Genomic DNA, 16,327 nt, shown 5'->3' with positions numbered 1-16,327 from the left:
ACGGATATGAGCCCCGTTCTTGCTGACGTGCTCCAGGTCTCCGCACTGATCGTCGCGCTCGCACTGGTGCACCGCCCCCTCGGCGACCACATGGCCGCCGTCTTCTCCTCAGGCAAGCACCTGCGGGTGGAGAAGTGGATATACCGCGCCGTCGGCGCGAACCCCGACACGGAGATGCGCTGGCCCGCGTACCTGCGCGGTGTCCTGGCGTTCTCCGCGGTGAGCGTGCTGTTCCTCTACCTGATCCTGCGGATTCAGGACGATCTGCCCGGTTCGCTGGGCTTCACGGCGATCACGCCGGACCAGGCGTTCAACACGGCCGCCTCGTTCGTGTCGAACACGAACTGGCAGTCGTACTCGGGTGAGTCGTCCATGGGCCACGTCGCCCAGACCGCCGGTCTCGCCGTGCAGAACTTCGTCTCGGCCGCAGTCGGCATTGCCGTGGCCGTCGCGCTGGTCCGCGGCTTCGCCCGGTCCCGCACCGGTGAGCTGGGCAACTTCTGGGCCGACCTGGTCCGCGGTGTCGTCCGCATCCTGATCCCGATCTCGGTGATCGCTGCCGTCCTGCTGGTCGCGGCCGGTGCGATCCAGAACTTCGCCGGCATCCACGAGCTGACCACCGTCACCGGGCAGCCGCAGTCCATCAGCCCCGGCGCGGTCGCCTCCCAGGAGGCCATCAAGGACCTGGGCACCAACGGCGGCGGTTACTTCAACGCCAACTCGGCCCATCCCTTCGAGAACCCCAACGGCTTCTCGAACCTCCTGACGATCTTCCTGCTGCTCGTCATCCCGTTCTCGCTGCCGCGCACCTTCGGCAGGATGGTCGGCAGCGTGAAGCAGGGCTACGCGATCGTCGGCGCGATGGCCACGATCTGGTTCGTCGGCGTGGTCCTGGTGACCTGGCTCGAATACGCCCACCCGGGCACCGCCTCGCAGCTCGCGGGCGGTGCGATGGAGGGCAAGGAGCAGCGGTTCGGCGAGGGGGCTTCCTCCCTGTTCGCGGTCTCCACGACCATGACGTCGACCGGTTCGGTCAACTCGTTCCACGACTCCTTCGGCGGTCTGTCCGGCGGTGTGCTGCTGCTCGGCATGATGCTGGGTGAGATCGCGCCCGGCGGTGTCGGCTCGGGTCTCTACGGCATGCTGATCATGGCGGTCGTGGCGGTGTTCATCGCCGGTCTGATGGTCGGTCGTACCCCCGAGTACCTGGGCAAGAAGATCGGCACCCGCGAGATGAAGTACGCGGCCTGCTACATCCTGATCACCCCTGCCCATGTCCTGCCCGGCACGGCGATCGCGATGGCCACCGGAAACGGTGAGTCGTCGATGACCAACACCGGAGCGCACGGCTTCTCCGAGGTGCTGTACGCCTACACCTCCGCCTCGAACAACAACGGCTCGGCCTTCGCCGGTTTCGGCGCGAACACCGAGTTCCACAACACGGCACTCGGCCTGTGCATGCTGCTCGGCCGGTTCCTGCCGATGGTGTTCGTCCTCGCGCTCGCGGGCTCGCTGGCGGAGCAGAAGCCCGTCCCCGAGACCGCGGGCACGCTGCGGACCGAGAAGCCGCTGTTCACCGGCCTCCTGGTCGGCACCATCATGATCATCACCGGTCTGACGTTCTTCCCGGCCCTCGCCCTTGGCCCGCTCGCCGAAGGGCTCGCGGCATGACCATCGACGTAGAGAAGCACGAGGACGCCATGTCCACCACGACGACGAGCCCGGCGCCGCACTCGGACGTGCCCACCGGGCACAAGCCCGAGGGCGGGCGGGTCGGCGGGGGTCTGTTCGACCCGAAGCAGCTCCTGAAGTCCTTCCCGGACGCGCTGCGCAAGCTCGACCCGCGGGTCATGGTCAAGTCGCCGGTCATGTTCGTGGTCCTGATCGGCTCGGTCGTCACCACCGTGCTCGCGGTCAAGAACCCGGGCGACTGGTTCGGCTGGGCGATCACCGCCTGGCTCTGGCTGACCACGATCTTCGCCAACCTGGCGGAGGCCGTGGCCGAGGGCCGCGGCAAGGCCCAGGCCGACACCCTGCGCAAGGCCAAGACCGACACGGTCGCCCGCCGGATCATCGGCGAGAACGAGGAGCGGGTTCCGGGTACGGAGCTGAGGATCGGCGACCTCGTCGTCTGCGAGGCCGGCGACATCATCCCCGGCGACGGTGACGTCGTCGAGGGCGTCGCGTCCGTGGACGAGTCCGCCATCACCGGCGAGTCGGCCCCGGTCATCCGCGAGTCCGGCGGCGACCGCTCGGCCGTCACCGGCGGTACGAAGGTCCTGTCCGACCGGATCGTCATCAAGATCACGACCAAGCCCGGCGAGACCTTCATCGACCGGATGATCAACCTTGTCGAGGGCGCCGCCCGGCAGAAGACCCCCAACGAGATCGCCCTCAACATCCTGCTGGCGTCCCTCACCATCGTCTTCCTGCTCGCCGTCGTCACCCTGAAGCCGTTCGCGATCTACGCGGGCGCCGACCAGCAGACCTCGATGATCGTCCTGACCGCTCTCCTGGTCTGCCTGATCCCGACGACCATCGGCGCGCTGCTCTCCGCGATCGGCATCGCGGGTATGGACCGGCTCGTCCAGCGCAACGTTCTCGCGATGTCCGGGCGCGCGGTCGAGGCAGCCGGCGACGTGTCGACGCTGCTGCTCGACAAGACCGGCACCATCACCCTGGGCAACCGCCAGGCGGCCGAGTTCGTCCCCGTACGCGGTACGACGGAGGCCGAGGTCGCCGACGCCGCCCAGCTCTCCTCCCTCGCCGACGAGACGCCCGAGGGCCGCTCCATCGTGGTCCTCGCCAAGGAGAAGTACGGCCTGCGCGAACGGCACCAGGGCGAACTGGCCCACGCCACGTGGATCGAGTTCACCGCCCAGACCCGCATGTCCGGTGTCGACGTCGACGGCCGGCAGACCCGCAAGGGCGCGACCGGCTCGGTCGTCGCCTGGGTCGAGGAGCAGGGCGGCACCGTCGCCTCCGACGCCCGCGAGCTGACCGACCGCATCTCGCAGGCCGGTGGTACGCCGCTGCTCGTCGCCGTCAAGGACGACAAGGGCGCCCGCGTCCTGGGCGTCATCCACCTCAAGGACGTCGTCAAGGACGGCATGCGGGAGCGGTTCGACGAGCTGCGCCGCATGGGCATCAAGACGATCATGATCACGGGCGACAACCCGCTGACCGCCAAGGCCATCGCCGAGGAGGCGGGTGTCGACGACTTCCTCGCCGAGGCCACCCCCGAGGACAAGATGGCCCTCATCAAGCGCGAGCAGGCCGGCGGCAAGCTCGTCGCGATGACCGGCGACGGCACCAACGACGCCCCGGCTCTCGCCCAGGCGGACGTCGGCGTGGCCATGAACACGGGCACGTCTGCCGCGAAGGAGGCCGGCAACATGGTCGACCTCGACTCCAACCCGACCAAGCTCATCGAGATCGTCGAGATCGGCAAGCAGCTCCTCATCACCCGAGGCGCGCTGACCACCTTCTCCATCGCCAACGACGTCGCGAAGTACTTCGCGATCATCCCGGCGATGTTCGCGGTCGCCTACCCGAGCCTGGACAAGCTCAACATCATGGGCCTGGCCTCGCCGGAGTCCGCGATCCTCTCCGCGGTCATCTTCAACGCGCTGATCATCATCGCGCTGGTCCCGCTCGCCCTGAAGGGCGTCCGTTACCGGCCGACCAGCGCGGACAAGATGCTCCGCCGGAACCTCGGGCTCTACGGCCTGGGCGGCCTGATCGCCCCGTTCATCGGCATCAAGATCATCGACCTCGTCATCTCCCTCATCCCCGGGCTGCGTTAATCAGAAAGCGTGCTGACCGACCATGAAGAACTCCGTAGCAAACACGGGACGCCTGGCCTGGGCCGCGCTGCGCATGCTGCTCGTCCTCACGGTCGTGACCGGCATCCTCTACCCGCTCGCGGTCACGGGCATCGCCCAGGGCCTCTTCCACGACAAGGCCAACGGGTCGATCGTCAAGGTCGAAGGCAAGGAGGTCGGCTCCGAGCTCATCGGCCAGACCTGGGACCTGCCGAAGAAGAACCCGGACGACGAGAACGAGGTCGCCCGGCCGGACCCGAAGTGGTTCCAGCCGCGCCCGTCCAACAGCGGGTACGACCCGCTGTCCACCGGCTCCAGCCAGCTCGGCGCCTCCGACCCCACGCTGACCAAGTCGGTCGGCGACACCAAGAAGGCCGTGGCCACCTTCAACGGCGTACCGGAGTCCGAGGTCCCCAAGGACGCGGTCACCGGCTCGGCCTCCGCGATCGACCCGCACATCTCCCCGGAGTACGCGGAGATCCAGATCAAGCGGGTGGCCAAGGCCAACGGCCTGTCCGAGCAGCAGGTCACGAAGCTGGTCGAGGACCACACCGAGAGCCGCACGGCGGGCTTCCTCGGCGAACCGCACGTCAACGTCCTCAAGCTCAACCTCGCGCTGAAGGACCTGGCCGCACACTGACGGTCCCGTAGGCAGAACGTTGGAAACGGCAGACCGCTGGAAACGGCAGGCCGCTGGGAATCGCCGGGCCGGGACTCCTCCCGCCCGGCGGTTCCCGTACCAGCGGACCCCGTACCCGCCGACGGATTCCGTGAACGACGAGACGACAAGAAAGGTGGCACCCCCGATGACCCGGGTGCTGGTGGTCGAGGACGAACCGCCGCTCGTCAGGGCCCTGACGATCAACCTCCGGGCGCGCGCGTACGAGGTGGACGCGGCCCCCGACGGCACCACCGCGCTGCGGCTGACCGCCGAGCGCAGACCGGACGTCGTCGTCCTCGACCTCGGCCTTCCCGACATGGACGGCATCGACGTGATCAAGGCTCTGCGCGGCTGGACCCGCGTGCCGCTCGTCGTCCTGTCGGCCCGGCGCACCACCCACGAGAAGGTCGAGGCGTTCGAGGCGGGGGCCGACGACTACCTCACCAAGCCGTTCGACATGGCCGAGCTGCTGGCGCGGCTGCGGGCCGCGGTACGGCGCAACAGCGGGGACGGCGCGGGCCGCGTGCTGCCGGCCGACGAGCCGCCGTCGCTCACGGTCACCACGGAGGACTTCACCGTCGACCTCGCCGCCAAAAGGGTCCGGCGCGACGGGCAGCCCGTCCGTCTCACCCCCACGGAATGGCACCTGCTGGAGATCCTGGTACGCAGCCCGGGGCGGCTGATCAGCCAGCGGCAGCTCCTCGAAGAGGTCTGGGGACCCACCTTCGTCGCCCGGACGAACAACCTCCGCGTCTACATGGCTCAGCTCAGGCGCAAACTGGAGAACGACCCCTCCCACCCGCGCTACCTGATCACGGAACCGGGGATGGGCTACCGCTTCGAAGGCTGAGTGGCGCTCGCCCCGGGCAGGTCGTGGGATCGTCCGCGGCGGCCGACGGAACCATCCGCTTCGACATGAAAGATCGCACCCATGGGACGCGGAAAGCTCCGGATCTACCTCGGCGCGGCGCCGGGCGTCGGCAAGACGTACGCGATGCTCTCCGAGGCCCACCGCCGTGTCGAGCGGGGCACGGACTGTGTGGTCGCCTTCGTCGAACACCACAGCCGGCCACGCACGGAGGTGATGCTGCACGGCCTGGAGGAGATCCCGCGCCGGGAGATCGAGTACCGGGGCAGCACCTTCACCGAGATGGACGTGGACGCCGTGCTGGCCCGCCGCCCGGCCGTCGCCCTGGTGGACGAGCTGCCGCACACCAACATCCCCGGCTCGCGCAACGGCAAGCGCTGGCAGGACGTCGAGGAACTGCTCGCGGCCGGCATCGACGTCATATCGACGGCGAACATCCAGCACCTGGAGTCGCTCGGCGACGTCGTGGAGTCGATCACCGGTGTACGGCAGAAGGAGACCGTCCCCGACGAGATCGTCCGCCGTGCCGCCCAGATCGAGCTGGTCGACATGTCGCCGGAGGCCCTGCGCCGACGCATGGCGCACGGCAACATCTACAAGCCCGACAAGATCGACGCCGCGCTGTCCAACTACTTCCGCCCCGGCAACCTCACCGCCCTGCGGGAGCTGGCACTGCTGTGGGTGGCCGACCGGGTCGACGAGTACCTGAACCAGTACCGGTCGGACCACGAGGTCTCCGCGATCTGGGGGTCCCGGGAACGGATCGTCGTCGGCCTCACCGGCGGTCCCGAGGGGCGCACCCTGATCCGCAGGGCCGCCCGGCTCGCCGAGAAGGGCGCGGGCGGCGAGGTCCTGGCCGTCTACATCGCCCGGAGCGACGGGCTCACCTCGGCCTCGCCGAAGGAGCTGACGGTGCAGCGGACCCTCGTCGAGGACCTCGGCGGAACGTTCCACCACGTCATCGGCGAGAACATCCCGTCCGCGCTGCTCGAGTTCTCGCGCGGCGTGAACGCCACCCAGATCGTCCTGGGCGCGAGCCGCCGTCGTTCGTGGCAGTACGTGTTCGGGCCCGGGGTCAGCGCCATCGTGGCCCGCGAGTCGGGCCCCGACCTGGATGTCCACATCGTCACCCACGACGCGGTCGGCCGGGGTCGGGGGCTGCCCAAGCGGCAGCGCAGCCGTCTCGGGGGTCCGCGGCTCGTGGCGGGCTGGCTGGTCGGCGTGGCCGGGCCGCTCCTGCTCACCCTGGTGCTGACGTCGATGGGCGGCGGGACGGGGCTTGCCAACGAGATGCAGCTCTTCATGGCCGTGACCGTTGCGGCGGCGCTGCTGGGAGGGATGTGGCCGGCGCTCGCCTCGGCCACCGTCGGCTCACTGCTCCTGAACTGGTACTTCACGCCCCCCGTCCACACGTGGACCATCGCCGACCCCGAGAACATCTTCGCCTTCTTCGTCTTCTTCGCCGTCGCGGCGTCCGTGGCATCGGTCGTCGGCCTGGCGGCGCGCCGCACCCAGCAGGCAGCCCGGCTGCGGGCGGAGTCCGAGACCCTGTCCCTGCTCGCGGGCAGTGTGCTGCGCGGCGACACCAGCCTGGAGGCGCTGCTCGACCGGGTGCGGGAGACCTTCGCCATGGAGTCCGTCGCCCTGCTGGAGCGGACCAGCGACGTCGAGCCGTGGACCTGCGTGGGCAGTGTCGGCCAGGCCCGGCCGGTGGCCCGCCCCGAGGACGCCGACGTCGACATGCCCGTCAGCGACCACCTGGCCCTGGCCCTGACCGGCCGGGTCCTGCCCGCCGAGGACCGCCGCATCCTGGGCGCCTTCGCCTCCCAGGCCGCCGTCGTACTGGACCGTCAACGCCTGGTGGGCGAGGCGGCCGAGGCCCGCAAGCTCGCCGAGGGCAACAAGATCCGCACCGCCCTGCTCGCCGCCGTCAGCCACGACCTGCGCACCCCGCTGGCCGCCATCAAGGCTGCCGTCACCTCGCTGCGCGCCGACGACGTCGAGTGGTCGGAGGACGACCGTGCCGAGCTGCTGGCCGGCATCGAGGAGGGCACCGACCGCCTCGATCACCTGGTCGGGAACCTGCTCGACATGTCCCGGCTGCAGACGGGGACCGTCATGCCGGTGTTCCGCGAGACCGACGTCGACGAGGTCGTGCCGATGGCGCTGGGCGGCGTACCGGAGGACAGTGTCGCCCTGGACATTCCGGAGACCCTGCCCATGGTCACGGTGGACCGGGGTCTGCTGGAGCGGGCCGTGGCCAACATCGTCGAGAACGCCGTCAAGTACACCCCCGCCGGCACACCGGTCCTGGTGGCCGCCAGCGCGCTCGGCGACCGTGTGGAGCTGCGCGTCGTCGACCGCGGGCCCGGTATCCCCGACGAGGCCAAGGACGCCGTCTTCGAGCCCTTCCAGAGGTACGGCGACGCTCCGCGCGGTGCCGGTGTCGGGCTCGGCCTCGCGGTCGCCCGCGGGTTCGTCGAGGCCATGGGCGGCACCGTCACCGCCGAGGACACGCCCGGCGGCGGGCTGACCATGGTCATCGCCCTGCCCAAGACACCGTCCCACCAGCCGGTCCGGCCCGAGCTCCCGGCCGCGGCGACCACCTGAGCCGTGGCCGTCGGCCGGGCCCTGCCGACCCGGCCCGGCGTCAGCTTATTTCGGCGAACGCCTCTACCGCCTGGATCTTGCCGGTGACGATGATGACGTCTCCCCTCGCGACCACGGTCTCGGCGGTCGCGTGGGTGAAGCCCTCGCCGGGGCGCTTGATGCCGACGACCGTGACCCCGTGCCTGGATCGCACTCCGCTCTCGCCCAGCGGTACGCCCGCGATGCTGTCGGGCGCGACGGTCTTCACCAGGGCGTAGTCGTCGTCGAACTCGATGAAGTCGAGCATTCGCCCCGTCACGAGGTGGGCCACCCGCTCGCCCATCTCGTGCTCGGGCAGCACGACGTGGTGGACGCCGAGCCGCTCCAGGATCTGGCCGTGCTGGCGGCTGATCGCCTTCGCCCAGATGTTGGGGACGTTCTCCTCCAGGAGGTTGGAGGCGATCAGGATGCTGGCCTCTATGTCGGTGCCGATGCCGACGACCGCGCTGGTGAACTCGTGGACGCCGAGCTGGCGCAGGACCTCGGGGTCCGTGCAGTCGGCGACCGCGGAGTGCGTGAGGGCGTCGCTGTGGCGCTGGACGAGCTGCGGGTCGGTGTCGATCCCGAGCACGTCCCAGCCGCGCCGGGTCAGCTCCAGGGCCAGGGAACTGCCGAACCGGCCCAGGCCGATGACGGCGACCCGCTGGTCGCTCATCTCGGGGTATTGCTGGGCGAGCCGCTTGCGGCGGCGTCGGCGCAGGTTGTGCAGGTAGTTACCCAATGACGGGTCGCTCCTCGGGTAGCTGGTAGCGGCGGATCCGCTCGCGCAGGGCGAGCGCGGAGACCAGGGTGACCGGGCCGAGTCGCCCGACGAACATGAGCAGGATGAGCACGAGCCGTCCGCTGTCCGGGAAGTCGGCCGTGATGCCGGTGGACAGTCCGACGGTGCCGAACGCGGACACCGCCTCGAACAGGACGGCTTCCATCGGGGCCGAGGAGACGGTCAGCAGGGCGAGCGTGGCCCCGATCACCAGCCCGACGGCCAGCAGAGCGACGGTCAGGGCCTGGCGCAGCACGTGGGGGGCCAGACGCCGGCCCATGACGGTGGAGTTCGGCTCGCCCCGCACCTCCGCCCAGATGGCGGCGGCCAGGACCGCGAACGTGGTGACCTTGATGCCGCCCGCCGTGCCCGCGCTGCCGCCGCCGATGAACATCAGCGTGCAGGTCATCAGCAGGGTGGAGGCATGCATGGCGCCGATGTCGACGGCGTTGAACCCGGCCGTGCGGCTCATCGCGGAGTGGAAGAAACCGTTGAGGAGCTTCTTGTCCCAGTCGAACAGCCCCAGCGTGCCGGGGTTGGTCCACTCCAGGAGGCAGGTGAGCACCGTGCCGGTCAGCAGCAGGACGAGGGTGGTCAGCAGGGTCATCCGGGTGTGCAGCGACCAGGTGCGCCGGCCGGTGAGCCTTCTGCGCGTCCGGTGCCGCAGCAGCTCAAGGAGGACCGGGAAGCCGAGCCCGCCCAGAATGACCGCCAGGGCGATGGGCAGTGTCACCCAGGGGTCCTGCGCGTACGGGGTGAGGCTGTCGACGTGCAGGCCGAAGCCCGCGTTGTTGAAGGCGGAGACGGCGTGGAAGAGCCCGGAGTAGGCCGAGTCGGCGATGGACTGGTCGTAACCGAACCGGAAGCGCAGCGCGAGCCAGGCCCCCACAGCGAGTTCCACCGCCAGCGTGGTCCCGGCGACGCCGAGCAGGACACGGCGTACGTCGCCGATGCCGAAGCTCTTCGTCTCCGCCGCCGCGGTCAGCTGCATGCGCAGCCGCAGCTTGCCCGAGACGAGCAGCGCGAGGAGCGAGGCCATCGTCATGATGCCGAAGCCGCCGACCTGGATCAGCGCGAGGATCACGCCCTCGCCGAACCCGCTCCAGTACGTGCCGGTGTCGACGACGACCAGTCCGGTCACGCATACCGCGGAGGTGGAGGTGAACAGGGCGGTCACGAACCCCGTCGCCCCGCCCTCCGCCGAGGACACCGGCAGCATGAGCAGGAACGCGCCCAGCAGGATCACCGCGCCGAAGGCCATGACCAGGGTCCGGGCCGGGTGCGCGGCGAACACCGACCGCCGCACCCTCGTCAGCTGCCCAGCCACCAGTCGGCCTCCCTCGCTTCACCGCTTCGGCCGCGGGCGTATCGAACCCGTCAACGAACCGGCGGCGGTCACCCTACATGGACACTCCTGACCAGGCAGCGGGGGCACGAGGCACTTCTCCGCGAGGCGTTCAGAACTTCCCCGGACGCATCACGGCCGCCGCCAGATAGCCGACCAGTGACAGGGCCACCATGAGCCCGACCCAGTTCTCCTCGCTCACGAGCGATCAACTCCCTTGTGCTGCGGGTTGCCCCGCCGGAATCCGACCGACTCAGGAAACCGCGCGTGCCACCCGCACCGAGGGAGCGTTGACGGGCTTCTTCCGTCGGCGGGAGCGATTCTGACGCCGCTTTGACGCGTTTCGGCATGATCCGTCAGAGCGCCGTCAAAGCCGTGCGCGAAAGGCGGACCGCGCGCCGGAATGCTCGTACTCGCCGACCTCCTCGTCGGCCACACCGCCTGAAGGAGCACTCCGCCATGTACCGTGCGGCGCCTCACCGCGGCCGACGCGCCGGCACTCGCGGCGCTACATGTGATCGTTCGTTTTCCGCGCTCCGTGCCGCCGCCACTGTCTGAATGACGGCGGCACAGACGTCTCAGCCGCGGTGATCGCTACCGCTTCAGCTCGGCGTACGCCTCGGCGCTGCTGTCCTTCAGGAACTGCCAGCACCGCTCCGTCTCGTCCTTCTCGTTGATCTCGCCGGCGGCGCGAGCGAGGGCGGCGAGGCAACGCAGGAACCCGCGATTGGCCGGGTGGTCCCACGGCACCGGGCCGTGGCCCTTCCAGCCGTTGCGCCGCAGCGCGTCGAGGCCGCGGTGGTAGCCGGTCCGTGCGTACGCGTACGACTCGATGACGCGGCCGTTCTCGAACGCGTCGTCGGCGAGCTGCGCCCAGGCCAGCGAGCTGGTCGGGTACTTGGCCGCGACTTCGGCGGCAGCGGTTCCGCCGGCCAGAAGCTCTCGCGGTCCGGGCTCGTCGGGCAGGTGGGTCGGGGGCGGGCCCCCGAGCAGGTTCTCGTGAATGGACATGGCCCCCAGTCTCACAGGTCGGGCAGGAATGCGCGGCGTCGGTCCGAAAGACTCGCTAGCTCTGCGGCTCCAGGGGCGGTGACGTCACGCCGCAGTTGACCTTGCACTCGGTGTGGCAGCGGCTCGGGTCGTCCGGTCGGCGCACCGTCAACCAGGCGATCAGCGAGCCGGCCACCAGCACCCCGGCGCACATCGGGATCGCCCGCCGGAACGTCCCCCCGAACTCGGCGGCCGAGCGGTACGCCTCCGGTCCCATGCCCGCCAGCAGCGGCAGCGCCGCCACCGCGATCAGGCCCGCCGCGCGGGCGGCCGCGTTGTTGATGCCGCTCGCGATGCCGGCCCGCCCGGTCTCCACGGACGCCAGCACGGTCGCCGTCAGCGGCGCGACCAGCGCCACCATGCCGAGGCCCATCACCAGCAGCGCCGGCAGCACATCGGTCAGGTACGACGCGTCCTCGCCCACCCGCAGCGTCATCATCATCCCGGCGGCGCAGAGCAGCGGACCGACGGTGAGCGGGATACGCGGGCCGATCCGTTCGCCGAGCTCTCCCGAGCGCGCGGACAGCAGAAGCATCAGCAGGGTGGTCGGCAGGAGCGCCGTGCCCGCGCCGAGAGCCGAGTAGCCGGCCACCACCTGGAGCTGCAGGACGACGAGGAAGAAGAATCCGCCGAAGGCGGCGTACACGCACAGCGTCACCACATTGACTGCCGTGAACTGGCGCGACGCGAAGATCGACAGCGGCAGCATCGGCTCCGGCGCCCGCCGTTCGACGAGGACGAAGGCGACTCCCACCGCAGCGCCCAGGAGCCCCGCCCACACCGTCGCCGCGATCAGCGCGTAGGTGACGAGACCGAGGGCCGCCGCGCCGAGGAACGCGCCCAGCATGTCGAAACGGCCCGTCGCCTTCGGGTCGCGGGATTCCGGCACATGGCGCATCGCCACCGGAACGCACAGCAGCGCCAGCGGCACGTTGAGCAGGAACACCCACCGCCAGCCGGGCCCGTCGACCAGCCAGCCGCCGACGAACGGCCCGATCGCCGCGCCGAACCCGCCGAGACCGGACCACAGGCCCACGGCCCGGGACCGGTCGTCCGGATGGAAGCTCGCCTGGATCAGGGCCAGCGACCCGGGTGTGAGCAGGGCACCGCCGATGCCCTGGAGGGCACGGGCGGCGACCAGCACGCCACCGTTCGGCGCGAGCCCGCACAGCAGGGAGCCGATGGCGAACCAGACCACACCCAGAACGAAGATCCGCCGGCGGCCGTAGCGGTCGCCGAGCGCACCGCCGAGCAGGATCAGCGCCGCCAGCGTCAGCATGTAGGCGTTGACGGTCCACTGCAGAACGGCCAGATCGGCGTCGAGGTCCTCACCGATCCGGGGGAGGGCGACATTGACGACGGTCGAGTCCAGCAGCGCCATGCCGGAGCCGAGGACGGTCGTCAGAACCACCCAGCGGCCGGTGGCCGACGCCAGCCTGATCTCTCCCGGCCTCGTGTCCATACCGGGATCATCGCAGCAGCTCCGCCACCCTACGACCCGGCAGCCGCACCCTGCCCCGGGCGTGCATGGGCGCCGGACATACGGCGGACCCGGCACCCTCGAAGGGATGCCGGGCCCGCTGTCGCGGCCGAAGCCTTACTTGATCCTGGTACCCGCGGAGCGCAGGGCCGCGCAGGCCTCGGTGACACGGGTGGCCATGCCGGCCTCGGCCGCCTTGCCCCAGGTGCGCGGGTCGTAGGTCTTCTTGGAGCCGACCTCACCGTCGACCTTCAGCACGCCGTCGTAGTTCTTGAACATGTGGTCCGCCACCGGACGCGTGAAGGCGTACTGGGTGTCGGTGTCGAGGTTCATCTTCACGACGCCGTTCTCCAGCGCGGTGGCGATCTCCTCGGCGGTCGAACCGGAGCCGCCGTGGAACACGAAGTCGAACGGGTCGGCCTTGCCGTACTTGGCGGCGACACCGGCCTGCAGGTCCTTCAGCAGCTCGGGACGGAGCACGACGTTGCCCGGCTTGTAGACGCCGTGCACATTGCCGAAGGAGGCGGCCAGCAGGTAGCGGCCCTTCTCCCCCAGGCCGAGCGCCTCGGCGGTGCGCAGCGCGTCGTCGACGGTGGTGTAGAGCTCGTCGTTGATCTCGTGCGAGACACCGTCCTCCTCACCACCGGTCGGGGTGATCTCGACCTCAAGGATGATCTTCGCGGCGGCGGCCTGCGCCAGCAGCTCCTGGGCGATGGCCAGGTTGTCGGCCAGGGTCTCGGCCGAGCCGTCCCACATGTGGGACTGGAACAGCGGGTTGCGGCCGGCCTTCACGCGCTCGGCGGAGATGTCGAGCAGCGGCCGTACGTAGCCGTCCAGCTTGTCCTTCGGGCAGTGGTCGGTGTGCAGCGCGACGGTGATGTCGTACTTGGCGGCGACGATGTGCGCGAACTCGGCGAGGGCGACCGCGCCTGTGACCATGTCCTTGTTGTACTGGCCACCCAGGAACTCGGCACCGCCGGTGGAAATCTGGATGATGCCGTCGCTCTCGGCCTCCGCGAAGCCACGCAGTGCAGCGTGCAGGGTCTGGGACGAGGTCACGTTGATGGCCGGGTAGGCAAACTTGCCTGCCTTCGCCCGGTCGAGCATCTCGTTGTAGACCTCGGGAGTCGCGATGGGCATGTGTCCGCTCCTTGTGATGTGCGGGTATGTGGTGCTGGGCCCTGACCTTGGGCGACGTCATCGTCGCGGCCTATCTTTCCAGACTCCCGTGTCGGCACCAGACTGCCTGGCTGGCCGTTGCGCGACAAGGGCGCCCTGTTTCACGTGAAACAGGGCGCCCTTGAATGTATGCGCAGGTCAGGCCTTGATCAGGCGAGGCCGAGCTCCTCGAGCGAATACGCGTTGACGTACGGAAGACCCGCCTCCGCGATCTTGGGGGCGGCGCCGCGCTCGACGATGACGGCCACCGCGACGACCTCGCCGCCGGCCTCCCTGACCGCCTCGACGGCGGTCAGCGGCGAGCCGCCGGTGGTGGACACGTCCTCGACGATCAGGCAGCGGCGGCCCTTCACGTCCGTGCCCTCGATCCGGCGCTGCATGCCGTGGGCCTTGCCGGCCTTACGGACGACATAGGCGTCGAGCCGCTGCCCGCGCGCGGCCGAGGCGTGCAGCATCGCCGTCGCCACGGGGTCGGCGCCCAGCGTCAGACCGCCCACGCACTCGTAGTCCAGATCGGCGGTGGCGTCGAGCATCACCTGACCGACCATCGGCGCGGCCTCGCCGTCGAGCGTGATCCGGCGGAGGTCGATGTACCAGTCGGCCTCGATACCCGAGGAGAGCGTCACCTTGCCGTGCACCACGGCCTTGTCCTTGATCTGCTCGAGCAGCTCAGCACGTACGTCAGTCATGCCCATGAGCTTACGACCTCCCCCGCGACAGGGAGTGGGCTCCCCATCGCGGGGGAGATTGTTGAAGCCGTCGCCTCACAGCCGTCGCCAGGTCCAGGTCGTCGCCATCTCCAGCGGCTCGATCGGTGTGACGAGGAGGGGGTGGGTGTTGAGGCCGTTCGGGGGACCCGACTGCGGCTCCACACACACCGCCTCCGGCTGCTCGTCGTAGAGCACGACCCACTCGGCCGGACTCCTGACCGTCAACTCGAGCTGCCCGGGCCAGGTGAGGGTCACGGCGACCCCGTCGGGCATCCCGAAGCAGTCGTCCCACGGGCCGGGCAGCGGGGCGATGCGCTTGCCGGTGGGCAGATGGTCTTCGCCGCGCTCCTCCTGCCACTCGGGCGTGAAGTCGACCCGTACGTCCTCGCCTTCGCCCTCGCCCGCACCGCCGGCGAGCTTCCGCAGGAACCAGGGGTGCCAGCCGGCCTGGGCGGGGAACGACGTCTCGTACGTCTCCACGCCCATCCTGATGGTGAGCGCGTCGTCCGCCAGCTCGAATGTCTGCGTGACGCGCCCGCTGTACGGCCACGGATCTGCCAGGTCGTAGGTGCAAGCCGCCTCGTTCTTGCCGGCCCTGGCGGTGCGCCATGCGGTGTCGCGGCCGGTGCCGTGGATGGCGTTCGGCGGTGCGTTGAGCGGCAGTTGGTGCTCCACGTCACCGTTGCGGAACCGCCCGTCCCGCGTACGGCCGCACCAGGGAACCATGGGGAACGCGCCGTACCGCTCGCCCTGGCGCAGCACCTCGGTGCCCCCGATGCGCAGGCTCCCGATGCGGCAGCCGATCGAAGGATGCACGGTCAACTCGACGTCACCGGCGGCCAGCCGGATGCTCTCTTCGCTACTCACACCCCGACATTACGGCGTGTCACCTCCGACGACGCAGCGCCCTGCCGACCACAACCGCCGATGCCAGTGCGAGAGCCGCGGCGGGCGCGAGCCACCGAAGCGTCGCGCCCGCGGACCCCGCGTCGGACGCGGGTGTGGGTGCGTAACGCCCGCGCGGTGGCGCGTGGTCGACCTCCTCGGCACTCCGGCCGATCATGGTGCGCCGCGCATGGGCGGCCTCTGCCGGGACCGCGTCGGGCAGGCCGGTGAGGTCGTCGAGATCGTCGATGCTCTCGATGCCGTCCACGTCGTCCACGTCGTCCACGTCGTCGAACTCGTCGTCGGCGTCGGGGCGGAGCGAGGGGGGAGGGACGGGCGTGTCGAAGACGGACCCACCCGTCTCGTCGGACGCGGCGTCGGCCTGGGGCGAGTCGGGGTGCGCAGCCGCGTCGGCGTCGGCGCTCTCCGCCGGGGACGCGGCCGCGCCCTCGGCGCCCCGGGCGGACTCGGGGTCCTCGAAGGCGGCGGCCGACAGCGCCTCCGCGAACCGGTCGAGCAGCCGGTGCGCGGCGGACACCTTCATACCTGCCGCAAGGTCGGCCAGGCGGCCCTCGGCCCGCGCCGAGGCCGTGAAGGTCATCGTCGTACCGCCGTCGGTCGGCTGCGGGCGGATCATCAGCGTGAGCTTCACCGAGCCGGTGCCGCGTGCTTCCGCGCCCTCGCCCTCGACCGCGAAGACCCCGCCCCGTTCGCCGTCCTGCTCCGTGATGTGGAAGGCGCCGCGGTAGGTGATGGTGTGACCGCCGACTCTGACCTTGAGCCGCCCGGCCAGAGGACCGGCCGACTCGTCTGCGTCCCGCTGGAGCCCCGGGATGCAGCGGGCGACCCGGGCGGGGTCCCGCAGCGTCTGCCGGAGGGTCTCAGCCGGTACCGGAACGAACACCTCATGCTCCAT

General features: G+C 70.2%; 14 protein-coding genes. 5 read left to right on the top strand and 9 right to left on the bottom strand.

Translation table 11 applies throughout. From position 1 onward, the window contains the following. Window positions 1-6 precede the first annotated feature (6 nt). From kdpA to ACIQ7Q_RS07075, 5 genes are all read left to right on the top strand, one after another. Window positions 7-1,671, top strand: a complete 1,665-nt coding sequence (kdpA, locus tag ACIQ7Q_RS07095; protein WP_403857288.1) for a potassium-transporting ATPase subunit KdpA — start codon at window positions 7-9, stop codon at window positions 1,669-1,671. Continuing rightward, window positions 1,668-3,806 (top strand): potassium-transporting ATPase subunit KdpB, encoded by a 2,139-nt coding sequence (kdpB, locus tag ACIQ7Q_RS07090; RefSeq protein ID WP_403857285.1) that lies wholly within the window; start codon window positions 1,668-1,670, stop codon window positions 3,804-3,806. The genes kdpA and kdpB overlap by 4 nt, the downstream gene beginning before the upstream one ends. 22 nt (window positions 3,807-3,828) lie before the next feature. Continuing rightward, a complete protein-coding gene (gene kdpC / locus ACIQ7Q_RS07085; protein WP_403857282.1) occupies window positions 3,829-4,464 on the top strand; it encodes a potassium-transporting ATPase subunit KdpC in 636 nt (211 codons plus the stop codon). Window positions 4,465-4,630: 166 nt separating this feature from the next. Continuing rightward, window positions 4,631-5,335, top strand: a complete 705-nt coding sequence (locus tag ACIQ7Q_RS07080) for a response regulator (RefSeq protein WP_403857279.1) — start codon at window positions 4,631-4,633, stop codon at window positions 5,333-5,335. Between the two features lie 81 nt (window positions 5,336-5,416). Then, window positions 5,417-7,963: an ATP-binding protein gene (locus ACIQ7Q_RS07075; protein WP_403857276.1), complete on the top strand. Its 2,547-nt coding sequence runs from the start codon at window positions 5,417-5,419 to the stop codon at window positions 7,961-7,963. A gap of 40 nt (window positions 7,964-8,003) precedes the next feature. Here the strand turns inward: ACIQ7Q_RS07075 and ACIQ7Q_RS07070 are convergent, their stop codons facing one another. From ACIQ7Q_RS07070 to ACIQ7Q_RS07030, 9 genes are all read right to left on the bottom strand, one after another. After that, window positions 8,004-8,723: a potassium channel family protein gene (locus ACIQ7Q_RS07070; RefSeq protein WP_403857273.1), complete on the bottom strand. Its 720-nt coding sequence runs from the start codon at window positions 8,721-8,723 to the stop codon at window positions 8,004-8,006. Next, window positions 8,716-10,089: a TrkH family potassium uptake protein gene (locus tag ACIQ7Q_RS07065; RefSeq protein ID WP_403857270.1), complete on the bottom strand. Its 1,374-nt coding sequence runs from the start codon at window positions 10,087-10,089 to the stop codon at window positions 8,716-8,718. Before ACIQ7Q_RS07065 ends, ACIQ7Q_RS07070 begins: the two co-directional genes overlap by 8 nt. A gap of 130 nt (window positions 10,090-10,219) precedes the next feature. Next, window positions 10,220-10,309 (bottom strand): potassium-transporting ATPase subunit F, encoded by a 90-nt coding sequence (locus ACIQ7Q_RS07060; RefSeq protein ID WP_327165486.1) that lies wholly within the window; start codon window positions 10,307-10,309, stop codon window positions 10,220-10,222. Between the two features lie 392 nt (window positions 10,310-10,701). After that, the gene (locus ACIQ7Q_RS07055; RefSeq protein ID WP_403857267.1) at window positions 10,702-11,118 is read right to left on the bottom strand and encodes a DUF3151 domain-containing protein; all 417 of its coding nucleotides are present in this window, start codon (window positions 11,116-11,118) and stop codon (window positions 10,702-10,704) included. Between the two features lie 55 nt (window positions 11,119-11,173). Next, window positions 11,174-12,619, bottom strand: a complete 1,446-nt coding sequence (locus ACIQ7Q_RS07050) for an MFS transporter (RefSeq protein WP_403857264.1) — start codon at window positions 12,617-12,619, stop codon at window positions 11,174-11,176. Between the two features lie 135 nt (window positions 12,620-12,754). Continuing rightward, window positions 12,755-13,777: a class II fructose-bisphosphate aldolase gene (gene fbaA / locus ACIQ7Q_RS07045; RefSeq protein WP_403857261.1), complete on the bottom strand. Its 1,023-nt coding sequence runs from the start codon at window positions 13,775-13,777 to the stop codon at window positions 12,755-12,757. A gap of 188 nt (window positions 13,778-13,965) precedes the next feature. Continuing rightward, window positions 13,966-14,505 carry an orotate phosphoribosyltransferase gene (pyrE, locus tag ACIQ7Q_RS07040; protein ID WP_403857258.1) on the bottom strand — a complete coding sequence of 180 codons (540 nt, stop codon included), beginning with the start codon at window positions 14,503-14,505 and terminating at the stop codon, window positions 13,966-13,968. A 75-nt stretch (window positions 14,506-14,580) separates the two neighbouring features. Further along, window positions 14,581-15,393 (bottom strand): aldose 1-epimerase, encoded by an 813-nt coding sequence (locus ACIQ7Q_RS07035; RefSeq protein WP_403857255.1) that lies wholly within the window; start codon window positions 15,391-15,393, stop codon window positions 14,581-14,583. 19 nt (window positions 15,394-15,412) lie between these two features. Continuing rightward, window positions 15,413-16,327, bottom strand: coding sequence for a CoxG family protein (locus ACIQ7Q_RS07030; protein WP_403857252.1), 915 nt, complete (start codon window positions 16,325-16,327; stop codon window positions 15,413-15,415).

It is taken from the genome of Streptomyces sp. NPDC096176 (assembly GCF_044763255.1).
Classification (GTDB): Bacteria; Actinomycetota; Actinomycetes; order Streptomycetales; family Streptomycetaceae; genus Streptomyces.
Note: the sequence above shows the minus strand (reverse complement) of the source record. Positions and strands in the feature narration are given on the sequence as shown.

Excerpts from the sequence above, each read along its gene's own strand:
- fbaA (WP_403857261.1), bottom strand. The coding sequence starts at position 13,777 with ATGCCCATCGCGACTCCCGAGGTCTACAACGAGATGCTCGACCGGGCG.
- kdpC (WP_403857282.1), top strand. The coding sequence starts at position 3,829 with ATGAAGAACTCCGTAGCAAACACGGGACGCCTGGCCTGGGCCGCGCTG.
- kdpB (WP_403857285.1), top strand. The coding sequence starts at position 1,668 with ATGACCATCGACGTAGAGAAGCACGAGGACGCCATGTCCACCACGACG.
- ACIQ7Q_RS07055 (WP_403857267.1), bottom strand. The coding sequence starts at position 11,118 with ATGTCCATTCACGAGAACCTGCTCGGGGGCCCGCCCCCGACCCACCTG.
- ACIQ7Q_RS07030 (WP_403857252.1), bottom strand. The coding sequence starts at position 16,327 with ATGGAGCATGAGGTGTTCGTTCCGGTACCGGCTGAGACCCTCCGGCAG.
- ACIQ7Q_RS07080 (WP_403857279.1), top strand. The coding sequence starts at position 4,631 with ATGACCCGGGTGCTGGTGGTCGAGGACGAACCGCCGCTCGTCAGGGCC.
- kdpA (WP_403857288.1), top strand. The coding sequence starts at position 7 with ATGAGCCCCGTTCTTGCTGACGTGCTCCAGGTCTCCGCACTGATCGTC.
- pyrE (WP_403857258.1), bottom strand. The coding sequence starts at position 14,505 with ATGACTGACGTACGTGCTGAGCTGCTCGAGCAGATCAAGGACAAGGCC.
- ACIQ7Q_RS07050 (WP_403857264.1), bottom strand. The coding sequence starts at position 12,619 with ATGGACACGAGGCCGGGAGAGATCAGGCTGGCGTCGGCCACCGGCCGC.
- ACIQ7Q_RS07075 (WP_403857276.1), top strand. The coding sequence starts at position 5,417 with ATGGGACGCGGAAAGCTCCGGATCTACCTCGGCGCGGCGCCGGGCGTC.